Genomic DNA, 16,835 nt, shown 5'->3' with positions numbered 1-16,835 from the left:
TTGCCTTCGAGCGCGCTTCAATCCCTAGCGTGGCCGACATGGACACAGCACAACGACACAAGACGTGGCTCATCACCGGGGCAGGCTCCGGCCTGGGACGAGCGCTTGCGGAGGCCGCGCTCGACGCGGGAGATCGGGTCGTCGGCACCGGCCGTCGGCCAGAGCGGATGGACGATCTCGCTTCGCGCCATCCGGGCCGCTTCTCCGCGGTCGCGCATGACGTGCGCGACGCAGAAGGCGCGGCGGCGGTGGTGGCGCATGCGGTCGCCGAGTTCGGCGGCGTGGACGTCCTGGTCAACAACGCAGGGGTGGGCCAGGTGGGCGCCGCCGAAGACGTCACCGGCGAGGAACTGCGAGACATGCTCGATCAGCACCTGTTCGGTCCCGCCGCCTTCGTGCGAGCCGTGCTGCCCGGCATGCGCGAAGCGCGATCGGGCGCGATCGTGCAGATGAGCAGCCAGGGCGGACGCATGTCGTTCCCCGGAGTCGGCAGCTATTCCGCGGGAAAGTTCGCGCTGGAAGGGTGGTCGGAAGCGCTGGCGGGTGAGGTGGCGCCATTCGGCATCCGGGTGCTGATCGTCGAGCCGAGCCGCTTCCGCACGCGGTTCAATGCGGGTGACGTGCTTCGCGGGGCCACGCAGAACGCCACCTACGACGGGGTCGTCGCGGCGGTGCGCGCCGACATGGCGGGTGCAGACGGTCGTCAGGAGGGAGATCCCGTCAGGGCGGCGGCGATCATCCGACGAGTCCTGCAAGAGCCCGATGCGCCGCTGCGGCTCGCCCTCGGTGCTGAAGCGGTGAAGAATCTGACTGCCGCGCACGAGCACGGCCTCGTCGAGATCCGGCGTTGGGCTGAGCTCAGCGAATCCGCCGACTTCCCGGGTCAGGCCCCGTCAGCCCGGGCGTTCCGGCAGAAGTAGGGTGTGGGAATGGCGACCGCAGATCTGATCGAGCTGATGCTCGCCGAGCCCCGCGCATCATCCGCCTCGGCCGTCGACGCCCGGCACACGCTTCTCGACGATTCGACGGTCGAGGACACGTCCTCGGCCCTCGGAATCGCCGAGGCGGCAGAGCTGCTTGGCCAGTCCTCGCACACGCTCAGATACTACGAGCGGGAAGGACTCGCGCATCCCGACCGCAATGCCTCGGGGTACCGCGAGTACTCGCCCGCCCACCTGCGCCGACTGGTCTTCCTCATCCGGATGCGGGTGTCGGGCATGACCATGAGCGACCTGCGGCACTATGTGCGGCTGGTCGAGGGCGGCGCCGAGACGATGCCGGAGCGTCGGCAGATGATGCTCGATCAGCGCGATCGCATCTCACGGCAGCTCGGAGAACTGACGCTCGCCCTGGAGACCACGGAGTACAAGATCCGCTCGTACGGCGGGGCGCCGTGAGGCCGGTTCCGCGAGGTTCCACGCGCTGAGCCGCCGTCGGCGATGCGGGAATCGGCCATTGTCTCCCGCGCGATCGTCTGCCAAGCTACCCCCGTCAGCGTCGGCCTCCCGGAACGCGTACGGTGTTCTCGCGTCGGCGAGATGGGGGGCAGTGATGTCGCAGGCCGAGATCTCCACGTCGTCGGACTTCATCGAGGAGAGCGAGGACGCCGAACAGGAGGGGTACAAGAAGACCCTCGGGCGGCGTCAGGTGCAGATGATCGCGATCGGCGGCGCGATCGGCACGGGTCTCTTCCTCGGATCCGCGTCCCGGCTGCACGACAACGGGCCGGCTCTCGTGCTGAGTTACGCGTTCGTCGGATTGATCGCGTACTTCCTGATGCGCTCACTCGGCGAGCTCGTGCTCTATCGAACGACGTCCGGCGCCTTCGTGTCGTGGATGCGCGAGTTCTTCGGCGAGAAGGCCGCCTACTACACCGGGTGGATGTACTGGACGAACTGGGCGCTGACCGGCATCGCCGAACTGTCGGCGGTCGGCCTCTATGTGCAGTACTGGTGGCCGCAGATGCCGACCTGGGCGACGGTGCTGATCGCTCTGGCCGTCGTGCTCGTCGTCAACCTGCTGTCGGCGAAGGCGTTCGGCGAGTTCGAGTTCTGGGCATCCGTTCTCAAGGTCACGGCCATCGTCGTGTTCCTCGCCGTCGGCCTGGTCGTGGTGGTCATGAGTCTCGACGTGGGCGGCCATCGGGCCGGCATCCAGAACCTCTGGAGCAACCCTGGCGGCTTCTGGCCGACGGACGGCGCCTTCGGCTGGGCGGGGCCGATCCTGGTCATGTCGGGCGTGGTCTTCGCGTACGCGGCGATCGAGATGGTCGGCATCGCGGCGGGCGAGATGGAGGACCCGAAGCGCGAGGTGCCCAAAGCGGTCAACGCGGTGATCGTGCGCATCGCGGTGTTCTACTGCGGCGCCCTGTTCCTGCTCGTGTGCATCCTGCCGACCAGCGAGTTCACGCCGGGCATCAGCCCCTTCGTCACGGTGTTCGGCCGCATGGGGATGCCGTGGATGGCGAGCGTGATCCAGGCGGTCCTCATCGTCGCGGCGATGTCATCACTGAACTCCGGCCTCTACACGACCGGGCGCGTGCTGCGCAGCCTCGGCATCGCGAAGCAGGCACCGGGCTTCACGTTGAAGATGAGCACCTCGGGCGTCCCCTGGGCGGGGATCGTGATGACGGCGGTGGTCTACGTGTTCGGATCGGTGCTGAATGCGCTCAGTCCCGACGCGTTCGAGATCGCGCTCGAGGCGGCCGCGATCGCGGTGCTGTTCACGTGGGGAACCATCTTCGTCTGCCAGCTGAGGCTGCGCAGGCTCTCGGATCGAGGGGTGGTGCCGGCCAGCCCGTTCCGCGCACCGGGAACCCCGTGGACCAGCTATCTCGGCCTCGCGTTCCTCGTGTTCGTGGTCATCGGCATGGCGATCTCTGGGTGGCAGGCGTCGCCGTACTTCTGGCACAAGACGGGATTCGTCGTGGTGGCGATCGGCTTGCCCGCACTTCTCGTGATCTTCGAGGTCGGATGGCTGATCGTGAAGCCGCGCGTCGTCGAGGCCACGGGTGGTCAGATGCTCGGCCGGTGGACCGACGACGGCCCGCGGTACGCGCCGGTGCGCGAGGCGGCGCCGAAGACCGAGCTGATCGCTGCGGTGGGCACGGCCAGGGTGAAGCCGCAGAAGCCGAAGCGCACCGGGCCGACCGACGAGAAGGAGAAATGACATGCGTCGTCTGACAGCAGTTCTCGTCGGCGCCATCGTCTGCGCCGCCGCGATCAGCGGATGCTCGCAGACGCCGCCGACCTCGACCGGAGACAACGAGGCCAGCGGCGACGGCTCGCTCACCATCGGCGTGGCGGGCGACCTGCCAGGCATCAGCCTGAAGACCGACGAGGGGTATGCGGGCTTCGACATCGACACCGCCAACTACGTGGCCGGCAAGCTCGGGGTCCCGACGAAGAACATCGTGTGGCAGCGCATCGATCAGGGTGAGCGGGTGAGCGCACTCGAGAGCGGCGAGGTCGATCTGGTCGTCTCGACCTTCTCGATCACGGAGGAGCGCGCCGAGACGGTCGACTTCGTCGGCCCGTACTTCGTCGCGCACCAGGACCTGCTGATCCGCCGCAACGACGTGACCATCACCGGGCCTGAGACGCTCGACGGCAAGAAGGTGTGCGCCGCTGAAGGCACCACCTCGGTCGACTACCTGACGGAGCACTACCTCGGAGAGATCTCGGTGGTGAAGGTGCCGACCTGGTCGGAGTGTGTGCGCGACCTGGTGGCAGGATCCGTCGACGCGGTCTCGACCGACGATGTGATCCTCGCCGGTTTCGCGGCGCAGCCCGACTACAGCGGCGTGCTGCGGGTGGTCGGCAAGGGCTTCACCGACGAGCGCTACGGGATCGGCATGAAGAAGGGCGATGACAGAGCGGATGCTGTGCGCGACGCGCTGAAGGAGTACATCTCCTCCGGGGCGTGGAAGCGGTCGCTGGATGCGAATGTCGCGCCTTCCGGATACAGCATCCCGAAGGCGCCCGAGGTGGAGTGAGGCATTCGGCCCTGCCGGTTTCGAGAAATTTCTTCGCGGCGCTGTCGAAACGGGCCTGTGCCGTCCGTAGCAGTGGTGAGAGAAAGGAACTCATCATGAAGCTCACGATCAGCCTGCAGGTCACCCTCGACGGAGTCGCCCAGGCGAACGGCGGCAACAACGAGGAGATGGACCCGGGGTTCACCCGCGGCGGCTGGGCGCTGCCGCTGAACGACGGCGACGCCGTGCAGTACATCCTCGACACCTGGCAGCGTCCCGACGCCTTCCTGCTGGGCCGGAAGACGTACGGGCTCTTCGAGACCTACTGGGGTGCGCGCAGCGACGACAGCGGGTTCGGGGAGGCGATCAGCTCGAAGCCCAAGCACGTGGTGTCGAACACGCTGACCGAGCCGAGCTGGGAGGGCACCACGGTGATCTCCGGCGATGTCGCCGCCCGCATCCGCGAGCTCAAGGCGCAGCCCGGCGGAGAGCTCCTCGTGGTCGGCAGCGCGGCCCTTGCCCGCTGGCTGCTAGAGAACGAGCTCGTCGACGAGCTGAACCTCATCCAGTTCCCGGTGATCGTGGGCGAGGGTGAGAGGCTGTTCCCGCGGGACGGCCTGGACTTCGGTCTCGAGCTGCAGCACTCCACCGTCTTCCGCACCGGGATCGTGGCGCTGACCTATCGCGTGGGCGGACGCCCCGAGTACGCCTGAACGAGAGGATCGACGACATGCAGTATCTGGTCAACGTCATCGACAGCCGCAGTGAGTCGGGAACCGCCGAGGAGGCGGTCGCGATCGACGCGTTCAACGAGAAGCTCGTGGCAGGCGGACACTGGGTGTTCGCTGCGGGCCTTGCCGACCCGACGGCCTCGACCGTCGTCGACGGCCGAGGCGACGAGCCGATCTTCACCGACGGCCCGTTCACCGAAGCCAAGGAGTGGGCGGCAGGACTCTGGATCATCGAAGCATCCGATCTCGACGTCGCCCTGAAGCTGATGGCGGAGGGCTCGAAGGCGTGCAACCGCCGCCTCGAGATCCGCCCCATGCTGCCTCCGCCCGCGTGAGCGACGTTCGCGACGCGCTGACCCGCGTCCACCGTGAGGAGTGGGCGCGGGTCGTCGCGACGCTCGCCAAGCGCTTCGGCAACCTCGACACGGCGGAGGATGCCGCCGCCGAGGCGTTTGCGACAGCGGCCGAGCGCTGGCCGAGCGAGGGTGTGCCGCCGGCACCGGGCGCCTGGCTGACGACGACGGCGACGCGCAAGGCGATCGACCGGATCAGGCGCGAGAGCACGCGCGATGCGAGACACAGGGAGGCGATGCTCGTGTACGACACCACGACCGAGCCGCTCGGTGCGATCGACGACGACCGGCTGCGGCTGATCTTCGTCTGCTGCCATCCTGCGCTCGCGATGGAGTCGAGGGTCGCGCTGACCCTGCGGATGGTCGGCGGCCTGAGCGTCTCCGAGATCGGGAGGGCGTTCCTCGTGCAGGACACCACGATGGGCGCCCGCATCACGCGCGCGAAGGCGAAGATCGCCGCAGCCGGCATCCCGTTTCGCTCGCCCGGCGCCGACGATCTTCCCGCTCGGGTGTCGGGAGTGCTGGCGGTCCTCTTCCTCATCTTCAACGAGGGATACCTCGCGTCAGGGTCGGATGCTCCACCGGTGCGCGAGGAGCTGACCTCCGAGGCGATCCGGCTGGCCCGGCTGCTGCGGGAGCTGCTGCCGGCGAACGGCGAGGTCACCGGGATGCTCGCCCTGATGCTGCTGGTCGAGGCGCGACGCCCGGCGCGCGTCTCGGCGGCGGGCGAGCTGGTGCCGCTGGCGGAGCAGGACAGAGCGCTGTGGGATGCCGAGCTCATCGCCGAGGGGCACGCGCTCGTGCGTGAGCGGCTGGCGTCAGGTCTGGCGCCAGGGCGGTATCAGCTGCTGGCGGCCGTCAACGCTGTGCACACCGACGGGGCGTCGACCGATTGGACGCAGGTGGTCGCACTCTACGACCAGCTCGTGCGTCTCGACCCCTCGCCGATCGTGCGGCTCAACAGGGCCGTCGCGGTGGGGGAGTGCGACGGCCCTGAACTGGGTCTCGCTCTGATCGACGAGCTCACCGGAGAGCTCGGGGGATACCACCCGTTCCATGCGGCGAGGGCGCAGGTGCTCACTCGGCTCGGCAGGGATTCCGAGGCGCGCGCGGCGCTCGACGCGGCGATCGCCCTCGCGGAGAACGCCGCCGAGGTGGCGTATCTGCGGAGTCGGCGGGCGGGGCTGGGGTGATCCGAACCGTGTGGAGGGGCTGACGGGAATCGAACCCGCGCTGTCTGCTTGGGAAGCAGAAGTTCTGCCATTGAACTACAGCCCCGTTGCAACCGTTTCGGTGCTCGGCAACTATAACAAATAGGCTGGTGCCGTGCTTCTCAGCGATCGCGACATCAGGGCAGAACTCGCATCCGGCCGGATCGGCCTCGCGCCTCACGAGCCGGAGATGATCCAGCCGTCGAGCATCGACGTGCGGCTGGACCGGTACTTCCGGCTGTTCGACAACCACAAGTACCCGTTCATCGACCCTTCCGTCGACCAGCCGGAGCTGACCCGGCTCATCGAGGTCTCCCCGGACGAGCCGTTCATCCTGCACCCCGGGGAGTTCGCGCTCGGGGCGACCTATGAGCAGGTGACGCTGTCGGATGACATCGCCGCCCGCCTCGAGGGCAAGTCGTCGCTGGGACGACTCGGGCTCATCACGCACTCCACGGCCGGGTTCATCGACCCTGGCTTCACGGGTCACGTGACGCTCGAGCTCGCGAACGTCGCGACACTGCCGATCAAGCTGTGGCCGGGAATGAAGATCGGCCAGCTGTGCTTCTTCCGTCTCACATCACCCGCCGAGAACCCTTACGGCTCGGGCCCTTACGGCAACCGGTACCAGGGGCAGCGGGGGCCGACGGCATCCCGTTCGTTCCAGAACTTCCACCGCACGGACGTCGGCGTCACCGATGTGGGAGCCGTCGGCGGCTGACATGAGCGACGACACGGGAGACGAGCGGGCGGATGACGCGGGCGCGCTGCCGCCGACACCGCCGACCCCTGTGCCGCTCCCAGTACCGCCCGCCCCTGTGCCGCCGGCTCCTGTGCCGCCGACTCCGGTGCAGGCGGATCCCGTGCTGCCGCCGCCTCCCGCGGACGGTACGCAGCTCGACGCCCCTGATCAGCAGTGGCCCGCAGACGCCGTGACCTCGCCGTACATCGGCGGGTCGGTGCCGGCATCCGGAAACTATCGCGTGCTCACCGCGGTGATCGTCGTGTTCCTTCTGGCGCTGCTCGGGGGCGCAATCGCACTCATCGTCTACCTCGCCGGGCATACGACGCTGTCGTTCCCGACGCCCGAGCCCGAGCCCGAACCGGTCGTGACCGCCGTCGACGAGTCTCAGCCCCCTCGCGACGAGACTTCTCCCGAGCCCCTCACCGGTGCGCTCTGCACAGACTTCTGCGTCGAGCTGTCCGCGCTCGTCGCGCCGGAGGTGTCAGACGGGGCGCGCTCGTGGACCAGCGCAGAAGGCTGGTCGACGATCGACACCTCGCCTCTGCAGGCGGAGGAGGCGGCAGCCGCGGAGTTCGCGTCGGATGCCGGCGACCTGACGCTCACGGTGTGGCGCTTCGCCGACGATGAGGCTGCGGAGGCCGCGCAGAAGGCGCTCGTCGAGTCTCTCGGCGAGCCCTCGGATTCAGGACCGGCGTTCCAGGACGGCACGGGGGAGCAGAGCACCTTCGATGCCGCGAGCACGATCGTGTGGAGCAAGCTCGGAGACGGCTCGCAGCCCTGGGTCATGCAGGTGCGCGGCACCGACTTCGACGCCGTGCAGCAGTTCTACTACGCCCTCCCGCTCTGATCTCGCTTCCGGTCATCGGCGGCTCCCGCTTCCGGTCGTTGAGCGAGGGAGCGCCAGCGACCGAGACGAACGCATGTCTCCTGCGTCGAGTTCGGCTGGAGGCGTTTCGTCTCGCTTCGCTCGCTCAACGACCGGGAGGGGTGAGGCGTTTCGTCTCGCTTCGCTTGCTCGACGACCCGGGAGGGGTGAGGCGTTTCGTCTCGCTTCGCTCGCTCAACGACCGGAAGGGGTGAGGCGTTTCGTCTGGCTTCGCTCGCTCTACGACCGGTAGGCGTGGCGACTCAGGCGTCGCGTCCGCGGGAGTAGCCCGCGTCGAAGCCGCGTTCGAAGGTCGCCTGAGTCGCACGGCGGTCGCCTGCGGGGTGACCGTGCTCGTGGCGGTGGTGACCGTGATCGCCGTCGTGTGCGCCGGGGCCGTCGTGGCCGAAGCCGTGTCCGAGGCCCGGACCGAAGCCGTGGCCGCGTCCGAACGGGTGTCCGTGCCGCCGGCCGAAGCCGTGAGCCCCTCCGCGCTCTCCGCGATGACGACGCGGCAGCGGAGTGTTCTCGTCCCAGCCGAACGTGCGGGCGATCTGCTCGAGCGTCGCGACGGTGGTGTCGTAGTCCTCGGGGGAGACGGCATCCGCCACCTGAGCCCTGATGCCGTCGACGACCGTGCCGAGGCGCTCCTTGGCGGCTCGCCCTTCGTCGGTGAGGGTCCAGCCCTCACCCGTCTTCGCGACCCAGCCCCGCTCGACGAGTCGCCGCAGTCTGGCGGGGTGCAGCGGGCGGCCTGATGCGGCCGTGCCGTCGACCACGTTGAGCTGGCGCCAGTCGCGGCGCGTCGCTCCCTCGCTCTCGAAGGCGCGGGCGAACTCGGCGGCCATCAGCCGGTCGACCGCCTTGACCCAGTAGCCGAACGGGCGAGAGATCTGTGTGTCTGTGTGGGTGTTCATCATGAAGTCCTTTGATGTCAGTGTGCATGTGCTTGTCACAGTGCATGTATATGTATGGTGACATGGGGTAGCGATGCATGTCAAGTCGCATGTAAAATCGAACCGTGAGCGCCGCAGAGAACGACCCCGCCGAGATCATCGCGCAGGCCCTGTCCAGGCTGCGCGGGCGCAGGCCAGGCGGCCGGGGGTCTGGCGGCTGGCATGGCGGCCCGCACGGCGGTCCGCACGGGGAGCCGGCCGGTCATGAGCATCCCGATCATCACGGCCGCCACCCTGGCCATCCGGGGTCTGCCGGCGGCCCGCCGTGGATGGGCGACCCTGCGTCCCGCTTCGGCGGACTGGCACGCATGCGGATGCTCGAGGCACTCGCCGCGGCATCCGCTCCTCTCAGCGTGAGCGATCTCGGAGCGGCTATCGGCGTCGATCAGCCTCGCGCCTCGCGCCTCGTGCAGCAGGGCGTCGCGCACGGCTTCGTGCGCCGAGAAGCCGACCCCGACGATGCACGCCGCACCCGCATCGCGCTCACAGACGAGGGGCGAAGGATGGCGAAGGGCGTCAAGGGCGAACGGCGCGAAGCGCTCGGCAAGGCTCTGGCGGCCTTCACCGACGACGAGCGCACCGAACTCGCCCGGCTGCTGAACAAGCTCGCCGACAACTGGAGCTGAGCGATCAGGCCTCGGTCTCGCCGAAGTCGAGCGACGGCTCGTCGTCGACCGACAGCGAGAGCACGACGGTCTCGATGACCGCATTCGCCTCGATCTGCTGCTCGATCGCGCGCATTCGGCGTGCGACGTCGTGCTCCCGGGCGTCACCCGCGAGGTCGACCTCGGCCACCACGAACAGGCGGTTCGGGCCGACGTACTCGATGTGCAGGTAGGTCACGCGCTGGATATGCGGTGACGCGAGCAGCGCGCGTCCGACCCGCGCCCGCAGCGTCGGCGACGCATTGGTCCCGACGAGGAACGCGACGTTGCGCTTGATGAGGATCAGGGCGACGACGCCGAGCAGCACGCCCACGAGGATCGATCCCACGGCGTCCCAGGCGGCGACCCCGGTGATCTGATGCATCGCGATCGCCCCGCCGGCCAGTGCGAGGCCGATCAGGGCTGCCGCGTCTTCGAAGAACACCGCGCGCAGGGTCGTGTCGCTCGTCTCGAGCACGAAGTCCCACGTGGATGCGCCGCGCTCGCGCGCCAGGCGCCGCGACTTCACCATGGCCTGCGTGAAGGAGGCGCCCTCGAGCACGAACGAGATGCCGAGCACCGTGTAGGCGACGATCGGGCTCTCGACGGGACCGGTCTCGGAGAGCTCCTGGATGCCGTGCATGATCGACACGATCGATCCGGCCGTGAAGATCCCGAATGCGGCGATCAGCGACCACACGAAGGCGGAGCGCCCGTATCCGAGCGGATGCCGCTGATCCTTCGTGCGGCCGCCTCGGCGGTCGGCGATGAGCAGGAACACCTCGTTGCCGGCGTCTGCCCAGGAATGGGCGGCCTCGGCGACCATCGACGCGGATGCGGTGATGATGGCGGCCACGGTCTTCGCGACCGCGACCAGGACGTTGGCGAGGAAGGCGATGATGACGGTCACGCGGTCAGGCTACGCCCTCATCCGCGACGGCGCGCAGCGATGCCTCGAGTGCCGTGCGCGCCGCGAGCCCGACCGAGGGTGACGTCACGAGGAAGATCCGGCGCTCGAGTGTGCTGTCCTCCACCGGCAGCGCGGCCACCGTGTCGAGGTGCGTCGGAAGCGCGAGCTCGGGCACGAGAGCGGCGCCGAAACCTGCCGCGACATAGGCGGCGACGACGGCGTAGTCGTCACTGCGGATCGCGATGCGCGGCGTGAACCCGGCCCGCTCGGCGGCCTTCGCGAGGGCGGCGTCGACCGGATCGGATTCGGCGGCGCCCGCCACCCACGACTCCTCCGCGAGGTCGGCGAGGTGCACGCCGGGGCGCCCGGCCAGCGGGTGATCGGCCGGGACGATGACCGACAGGTGCTCCCGGCGCACGGGAACCATGCGGAACCCCGGCGGCAGGATCGTGGGCCGGCCGGGTGCGTCGTAGACGATCGCGGCGTCGAGCCGCAGCCCGATCACGGCCTCCATGAGGGGATCGAGCTCTGCTTCCGTGACGTCGGGGGCGAACCCGGCATCCTGCAGCGTGAGCACCACCTGTGGCAGCAGCCGCGCGCCTGCCGAAGGGAAGACGCCGATCGCTATGCGCCGCCGCTCGGAGACGATCAGCGATCGGATCTCCTCGACCGCCCGGTCGGAGCGGTCGAGGATCGCGATCGCGTGCGGCAGCATCGCCTCGCCTACGGCGGTCAGCCGGGTGCCCTCCGGGCCGGCCGCGACGACCTCGGCGTCGAGCACCCGTCCGATGCCCCGGAGGTGATGCGTGACGGTGGGCTGACTCCACTGCAGCGCGGCGGCGGCTCGGAGCACCGAGCCGTGCTCTGCGACGGCGCGCAGCGCCTTCAGCTGTCGCAGGTCAAGCATCCGCGCTCCATACCTGTTATTGACCAATCCAGAAATGTCTCCATTCCCTATGCTAGCCGTCCGCGGAAAGATCGATCCGTGACCTCGAAGACGCCCTACGCCGACGCCATCCGCCGCTACGCCTCACGCGACCTGCGGCGGTTCAACGTCCCAGGGCACGGCGCCGACCCGGCTGCCGCCCCGCTGCTGACGGAGTTCTTCGGGCACGACGTGCTGCGCTACGACCTCGAACCGCTCCTCGACGGCATCGACAAGGGCGAGACGAACCCGCTCGAGGAGGCCCGCGCCGCAGCCGCACGCGCCTGGGGTGCTCGACGGACGTGGTTCCTCACCAACGGCGCCTCGGAGGCGAACCGCATGGCTGCGCTCGCGCTCGCCGCGTTCCGCACGCCGGACGAGGTCGTCGTGGCCCAGCGCAGCGCGCACTCGAGCTTCTTCGACGGCATCATCCTGGGCGGTCTCGACCCGCGGTTCGTGCAGCCGACCATCGACCAGCACCACGGCATCAACCACGGCGTGACCCCGGCGGCCATGCGCGAGGCGCTGAGCCGCGGCGACGCGAAGGCCGCCTACATCATCAGCCCCAGCTACTTCGGCGCTGTGGCCGACGTCGCCGGCATCGCCGAGGTGTGCCACGAGGCCGGCGTGCCGCTCGTGGTCGACGCCGCGTGGGCCGCGCACTTCGGCTTCCATCCCGAGCTCCCCGCCAACCCGCTCGCGCTCGGCGCCGACCTCGTGGTGTCGTCGACGCACAAGATGGGCGGCAGTCTGACGCAGTCGGCCATGCTGCACCTGGGTGAGGGTGCATGGGCCGCCGAGCTCGAGCCGCTGATCGACCGGGCGTTCATGTACACGCAGTCGACCAGCGCGAGCTCGCTGCTGCTGGCGTCGCTCGACCTTGCCCGCGCGACGCTGGAAGAGGGCCACGACCGCATCGCGGACTCGCTCGCGGCCGCACAGGAGCTGCGCGATGCCGTGCGCGCCACCGGGCGCTTTCCGATCGTGAGCGACGGCTTCTCGGCCTTCCCCGACATCGTCGACCACGACCCGCTGCGCGTGTCGATCGACGTGGGCGCCGCGGGGCTGCACGGCCATGCCGTGCGCGAAGAGCTCATCCGCACCGCCGGCATCATGACCGAGATCTCCACGGCGTCGTGCATCGTCGCCTTCGTCGGGCCGGGAACCACGCCGGATGCCGCGCGATTCGTCGCGGCGCTCGAGGCGCTGCGCCCCGTCGGCGACCTCGCCGCGCGCGGCATCGACGCCTCCGTCGCGCTGCCTCAGCCGGGGCCCGCGGTCATGCGCCCCCGCGACGCCGCCTTCGCGCACACCGAGATCGTGCCGGCCGCACAGGCGATCGGCCGGGTCTCGGCCGACTCCCTCGCCGCGTATCCGCCCGGCATCCCCAACGTCCTCCCCGGAGAAGTGCTCACTGCCGACACGATCGGGTTCCTGCGCGGAATCGCGGCGACTCCTGGTGGCTATGTGCGCGGCTCGCTCGATGCCGCGGTCGACGGCCTGCGGGTCGTCGTCGACGCGTCGGCGGGGGCGGAAACGGCGGGCGCGGCCGCGCTCGCCGTCGTCTGAAGGAGTGCGTGCGGGTAGCCTGGACGCACCCCCGACAGACACCGATATCGTCGGATCCTCCGATCCGGCCGTAGTCCGAAGGTGACGAGCAAGGAAGCCGTCACCCCTGAAGAACGGGTAGCCAGATGACGACACTCGCCCAACAGCTGCTGAGGCGCAAACCGATCGGACGAGGCACGGGGGACTCGCCGCTGCACAGGACGATCGGGCTGTTCCCGCTCATGGCGATCGGCATCAGCTGCACGATCGGCACCGGGATCTTCTTCATAATGTCGCAGGCGGTGCCGCTCGCCGGCCCCGCCGTCGTCTGGTCGTTCGTGATCGCCGGCGCCGTCGCGGGACTCACGGCCCTCTGCTACGCCGAGCTCGCGGGGGCGGTGCCGGTCTCCGGCTCGACCTACTCGTACGCCTACGCCACGATGGGCGAGGGCACCGCGATGGTCGTCGGCGCGTGCCTGCTGCTCGAGTACGCCGTCTCGGCCGGCGCTGTCGCCGTCGGCTGGTCGCAGTACCTCAACGAGCTGCTGCAGAACGTGTTCGGCATCCGTCTTCCCGAGGCGCTCATCAACGCGCCGGAGGAGGGCGGCCTGGTGAACCTTCCCGCCGTGATCCTGGTCGCGCTGTGCGCGATCCTGCTGATCCGCGGCACCAAGGAGTCGGTCGTCACCAACGCGGTCATGGTCTGCATCAAGATCGGCGTGCTGCTGTTCTTCATCGCGCTGGGCGTGACCGGCTGGAACTCCGACCACTTCGCCGATTTCGCCCCCTACGGCATCGGCGGCGTCGCGGCGGGAGCCGGCGTCATCTTCTTCTCGTTCATCGGCCTCGACGCGGTGTCGACGGCGGGCGAGGAGGCCAAGAACCCGAAGCGCAACCTGCCCCTCGCCATCCTGCTCGCGCTGGTGGTCGTGATCGCGCTCTACATCGGCGTCGCGCTCGTCGCGATCGGCGCGCAGCCGGCCGGTCAGTTCGAGGGTCAGGAGGCGGGGCTCGCCGCGATCCTCGCCCAGGTGGTCGGCAGCTCGTGGCCGGCGACCGTGCTCGCGGTCGGCGCGGTCATCTCGATCTTCAGCGTCACGCTCGTCACCCTGTACGGCCAGACGCGCATCCTGTTCGCGATGTCGCGCGACGGCATGATCCCGAAGATCTTCGCGAAGGTCAACGAGCGCACGCGCACGCCCGTGCACAACACGCTCATCGTGTCGGGCGTCGTCGCAGTGCTCGCGGGCGTCATCCCGATCACCTTCCTCGCCGAGATGACGAGCATCGGCACCCTCGCCGCGTTCCTCGTGGTGTCCGTGGGGCTCATCATCCTGCGCCGCCGCGAGCCCGACCTCGAGCGCGGCTTCAAGGTTCCGCTGTATCCGATCACTCCCCTCCTGTCGATCGCCGGCTGCATCTGGATCATCACCCAGCTGCGCCCCATCACGATCATCGTGTTCGTGATCTGGGTCGCCGCGTTCCTCGCGTTCTACTACTTCTACGGCCGTCGCCGATCGGCTCTCGAGCCCGGCAATGCTCCCCTGAGCGCCGACGTGCCGTTCACGACGACCGTCCGCGTGGAAGGCGACCGGCGATGAGCCTGCTCGTCGGCGTCGACACGGGGCGGCGCTCCTCATCGGTGCTCACGCTCGCCGCCCAGCTCGCGCACTCGCTGGAGACCGACCTGGTCGTCGCCGCTGTCGTCGGCTCGGCGTGGGCGCCGCTGCGCGGCGGCGTCGACCACGAGTGGCGCGCGCACGACCGCGCGGCGGCCGAGCAGGTGCTCGACCATGCGGCGAGCGTGCTCGGTGGGCAGGTGAAGGCCAGGTACCTCGTGCACGAAGCGGCCTCGTCGCGGCGCGGGCTGCTCGAACTCGCGGATGCGGAGAAGCCCGAGCTCCTGGTGGTCGGCTCCGCGGGGCGGGGAGAGCACGGCCGCATCACTCTCGGGTCGGTGACCGAGGCGCTGCTCCATGCCTCGCCGGCACCCGTCGCGATCGCCCCCGTCGGCTACCGGGTGCAGCTCGACGCGCGCATCACGCGCGTCACAGCCGCATACGGCGGCTCGGAGGCCGCGCAGGACCTGGTGCGCGGAGCGGCCCCGGTCGCAGCGCGAGCGGGCGCCGCGCTCAGGATCGCCTCGTTCGCGGTCAGGCCGGATGCCGAGACCGGCATCCTCTCGGGCGCCGGCGGCCGCGCGGAGGACCCTGTGCTCACAGAATGGGCAGATCGCATCCGGCATCACTCGCTGTCGATCATCGACGAGATCGAGGAGCTCACTCCCGGACCGACGCTCGAGGAGGTCGCGATCGGCGTGGGCGAGTCGTGGGCGGCCGCCGTCGACGACATCGGCTGGGGCGAAGGCGATCTGCTCGTGGTGGGCTCGAGCAGCATGAACCCCTTCGCGCGGGTGTTCCTGGGCTCGCACGGCACCAAGATCGTGCGCAGCGCGACCGTTCCCGTGATCGTCGTTCCACAGGCCGTCATCCGCTCCTGAGATCGTTCAGGGGGCGTCGCGCTGGGCGCGGCGCCTCTCAGCGCGGAGCCTTCACCGGCAGCAGGAGCAGGAAGCCGGCGATCAGCACGATGACGATGCCCAGGATGCCGAAGGCGGTCTGCGCGGTCAGGGCGATCAGCACCGTCCAGGCGCCGGAGGCCATCCAGCTCGCCGCGCGCCCGGTCGTGGCGTAGAGGCCGAAGATCTCGCCTTCGCGTCCGGCCGGGGTGACCCTGGCGAGGAACGAGCGGGCGGCGGCCTGTGCCGGCCCCACGAAGGCGCACAGGACGAGGCCGCCGATCCAGAACACGATCGGGCCGGCATCCACCAGGAAGAACACCGCGAGCCCCGCGACGACCATCGACCCCAGCGAGGTCAGGATGATCCGCTTGGGGCCGAAGCTGTCGTCGAAGCGGCCGGCGATGATGGTCGACACGCCCGCGATGAGGTTGGCTGCGATGCCGAAGGCGACGAGCTCGAGGAATGCGAAGTGGAAGACCTGCCCCGCGATCACCGCGCCGAAGGTGAACACGCCGCCGAGCCCGTCTCGGAACACGGCGCTCGAGAGCAGGAACCAGAAGGTCGGGCGCGTCTCGGGGTTGCGGTAGAGACCGATGACGTCCCTCACCAGCAGCCCGTAGGACGCGAAGAAGCCGACCTTGCGCTCGGCGCGTCCGAGCGAGGGCTCGGGGACGTTCAGGAAGATCGGGATGCTGAACACGATCGCCCACACGGCGCAGCCCACCGCGATGATGCGGAACGGCAGGCCGCCGTCTGCAGACAGCCCGAACCAGTCCATCGCGTAGAACACCACGACGATGATGAGCGCGACGATGCCGCCGAGGTAGCCGAAGCCCCAGCCGAGGCCGGAGATGCGTCCGACCGTCTTCGGGTTCGCGATGCCGACGAGCATGGCGTTCGAGTTCACGGCGGCGATCTCGCCGAACACCGAACCGGCCGAGATCAGCGCGACGCCCAGCCAGAACAGGCTCGGCGTCGGCTCGACGAACCACAGGCCGAGCATGCAGAGGATGAGCGCACCGGTGCCGATCCCCAGCCACAGCTTCTGGCGGCCCGCGGCATCCGCTCGTTGGCCCAGCACCGGAGCGAGCAGCAGGATCGCGAGGGCGGCGATCGTGCTGCCGAGCCCGAGGCCCGAGGCGAGGCCCGCCTCGGCGGCCACGCGCACCGGGTCCTTCTCGCCGAGCGCCGCGATGTCTGCGGGCAGGAACGCCTCGGTCGTGAGATACAGCGCGGTGAAGATGAACGTGAGGATGACGGTGTTGAAGGGCTGGGTCGCCCAGTCCCACAGCGCCCACGAGAACACCTGCTTCTTCGGGGCCGGGGTGTCGCCGCGCAGCTCGAGGCCGATCACGCCGACGGCTCCGCTGTTGGCGGTCGCGGCGGGTTCGGGCGCGGCGCTGCGCCGTTCGGGTTCGCTCATGAGGGAAGTCTGGCGGGGCGTGGTGAACGG

At 69.4% G+C, this 16,835-nt stretch carries 17 protein-coding genes and 1 tRNA gene; 13 read left to right on the top strand and 5 right to left on the bottom strand.

The features are described 5' to 3' along the window. The first annotated feature begins 38 nt into the window (after positions 1 to 38). The 7 genes from RS84_RS07840 (at position 39) to RS84_RS07810 (ending at position 6,250) form a co-directional block, all read left to right on the top strand. Complete coding sequence (locus RS84_RS07840; RefSeq protein ID WP_045257223.1) at positions 39 to 920, top strand: SDR family NAD(P)-dependent oxidoreductase; 882 nt, start codon at positions 39 to 41, stop codon at positions 918 to 920. 9 nt (positions 921 to 929) lie between these two features. Next, positions 930 to 1,397, top strand: coding sequence for a MerR family transcriptional regulator (locus RS84_RS07835; protein WP_045257222.1), 468 nt, complete (start codon positions 930 to 932; stop codon positions 1,395 to 1,397). Positions 1,398 to 1,551: 154 nt separating this feature from the next. After that, positions 1,552 to 3,168, top strand: coding sequence for an amino acid permease (locus RS84_RS07830; protein ID WP_082062090.1), 1,617 nt, complete (start codon positions 1,552 to 1,554; stop codon positions 3,166 to 3,168). Position 3,169: 1 nt separating this feature from the next. Beyond that, complete coding sequence (locus RS84_RS07825; protein ID WP_045257221.1) at positions 3,170 to 3,994, top strand: glutamate ABC transporter substrate-binding protein; 825 nt, start codon at positions 3,170 to 3,172, stop codon at positions 3,992 to 3,994. A gap of 95 nt (positions 3,995 to 4,089) precedes the next feature. Then, on the top strand, positions 4,090 to 4,686 hold the full coding sequence (locus tag RS84_RS07820; protein WP_045257220.1) for a dihydrofolate reductase family protein: 597 nt from the start codon (positions 4,090 to 4,092) through the stop codon (positions 4,684 to 4,686). A 17-nt stretch (positions 4,687 to 4,703) separates the two neighbouring features. Continuing rightward, positions 4,704 to 5,039, top strand: a complete 336-nt coding sequence (locus RS84_RS07815; RefSeq protein WP_045257219.1) for a YciI family protein — start codon at positions 4,704 to 4,706, stop codon at positions 5,037 to 5,039. Continuing rightward, positions 5,036 to 6,250 (top strand): RNA polymerase sigma factor, encoded by a 1,215-nt coding sequence (locus RS84_RS07810; protein WP_045257218.1) that lies wholly within the window; start codon positions 5,036 to 5,038, stop codon positions 6,248 to 6,250. The genes RS84_RS07815 and RS84_RS07810 overlap by 4 nt, the downstream gene beginning before the upstream one ends. Positions 6,251 to 6,261: 11 nt before the next feature. Here RS84_RS07810 and RS84_RS07805 read toward each other — a convergent pair. Then, positions 6,262 to 6,335: transfer RNA gene (locus RS84_RS07805), tRNA-Gly, on the bottom strand. A gap of 48 nt (positions 6,336 to 6,383) precedes the next feature. Between RS84_RS07805 and dcd the strand changes: the two genes are divergently transcribed. Both dcd and RS84_RS19300 read left to right on the top strand, forming a co-directional pair. Next, a complete protein-coding gene (gene dcd, locus RS84_RS07800) occupies positions 6,384 to 6,989 on the top strand; it encodes a dCTP deaminase (protein ID WP_045257217.1) in 606 nt (201 codons plus the stop codon). A 1-nt stretch (position 6,990) separates the two neighbouring features. Next, positions 6,991 to 7,860: a hypothetical protein gene (locus RS84_RS19300; RefSeq protein WP_045257216.1), complete on the top strand. Its 870-nt coding sequence runs from the start codon at positions 6,991 to 6,993 to the stop codon at positions 7,858 to 7,860. Between the two features lie 281 nt (positions 7,861 to 8,141). Here the strand turns inward: RS84_RS19300 and RS84_RS07790 are convergent, their stop codons facing one another. Next, the gene (locus RS84_RS07790; protein WP_235281426.1) at positions 8,142 to 8,795 is read right to left on the bottom strand and encodes a hypothetical protein; all 654 of its coding nucleotides are present in this window, start codon (positions 8,793 to 8,795) and stop codon (positions 8,142 to 8,144) included. Between the two features lie 104 nt (positions 8,796 to 8,899). Here RS84_RS07790 and RS84_RS19575 point away from each other — a divergent pair, with 104 nt between their 5' ends. Then, positions 8,900 to 9,460: a MarR family winged helix-turn-helix transcriptional regulator gene (locus tag RS84_RS19575; RefSeq protein ID WP_235281424.1), complete on the top strand. Its 561-nt coding sequence runs from the start codon at positions 8,900 to 8,902 to the stop codon at positions 9,458 to 9,460. Positions 9,461 to 9,464: 4 nt separating this feature from the next. Here RS84_RS19575 and RS84_RS07780 read toward each other — a convergent pair whose 3' ends face one another. Beyond that, positions 9,465 to 10,388 carry a cation diffusion facilitator family transporter gene (locus tag RS84_RS07780; protein WP_045257213.1) on the bottom strand — a complete coding sequence of 308 codons (924 nt, stop codon included), beginning with the start codon at positions 10,386 to 10,388 and terminating at the stop codon, positions 9,465 to 9,467. Positions 10,389 to 10,392: 4 nt separating this feature from the next. Then, positions 10,393 to 11,295 (bottom strand): LysR substrate-binding domain-containing protein, encoded by a 903-nt coding sequence (locus RS84_RS07775; protein ID WP_052676275.1) that lies wholly within the window; start codon positions 11,293 to 11,295, stop codon positions 10,393 to 10,395. A gap of 78 nt (positions 11,296 to 11,373) precedes the next feature. Here RS84_RS07775 and RS84_RS07770 point away from each other — a divergent pair, with 78 nt between their 5' ends. From RS84_RS07770 to RS84_RS07760, 3 genes are all read left to right on the top strand, one after another. Then, positions 11,374 to 12,882 carry an aminotransferase class I/II-fold pyridoxal phosphate-dependent enzyme gene (locus tag RS84_RS07770; protein ID WP_235281423.1) on the top strand — a complete coding sequence of 503 codons (1,509 nt, stop codon included), beginning with the start codon at positions 11,374 to 11,376 and terminating at the stop codon, positions 12,880 to 12,882. 125 nt (positions 12,883 to 13,007) lie between these two features. Next, a complete protein-coding gene (locus RS84_RS07765; RefSeq protein ID WP_045257212.1) occupies positions 13,008 to 14,462 on the top strand; it encodes an amino acid permease in 1,455 nt (484 codons plus the stop codon). Next, positions 14,459 to 15,361, top strand: a complete 903-nt coding sequence (locus RS84_RS07760) for a universal stress protein (protein WP_045257211.1) — start codon at positions 14,459 to 14,461, stop codon at positions 15,359 to 15,361. The genes RS84_RS07765 and RS84_RS07760 overlap by 4 nt, the downstream gene beginning before the upstream one ends. A 37-nt stretch (positions 15,362 to 15,398) precedes the next feature. Here the strand turns inward: RS84_RS07760 and RS84_RS07755 are convergent, their stop codons facing one another. After that, entirely contained in the window at positions 15,399 to 16,805 is a 1,407-nt protein-coding gene (locus RS84_RS07755; RefSeq protein ID WP_052676274.1) for an MFS transporter, read from the bottom strand. Between the last annotated feature and the right edge of the window lie 30 nt (positions 16,806 to 16,835).

The organism is Microbacterium hydrocarbonoxydans (genome assembly GCF_000956475.1).
Lineage (GTDB): Bacteria > Actinomycetota > Actinomycetes > Actinomycetales > Microbacteriaceae > Microbacterium > Microbacterium hydrocarbonoxydans_A.
The sequence above is the reverse complement of the archived record's forward strand: the minus strand, read 5'-3'. Positions and strand labels throughout refer to the sequence as shown.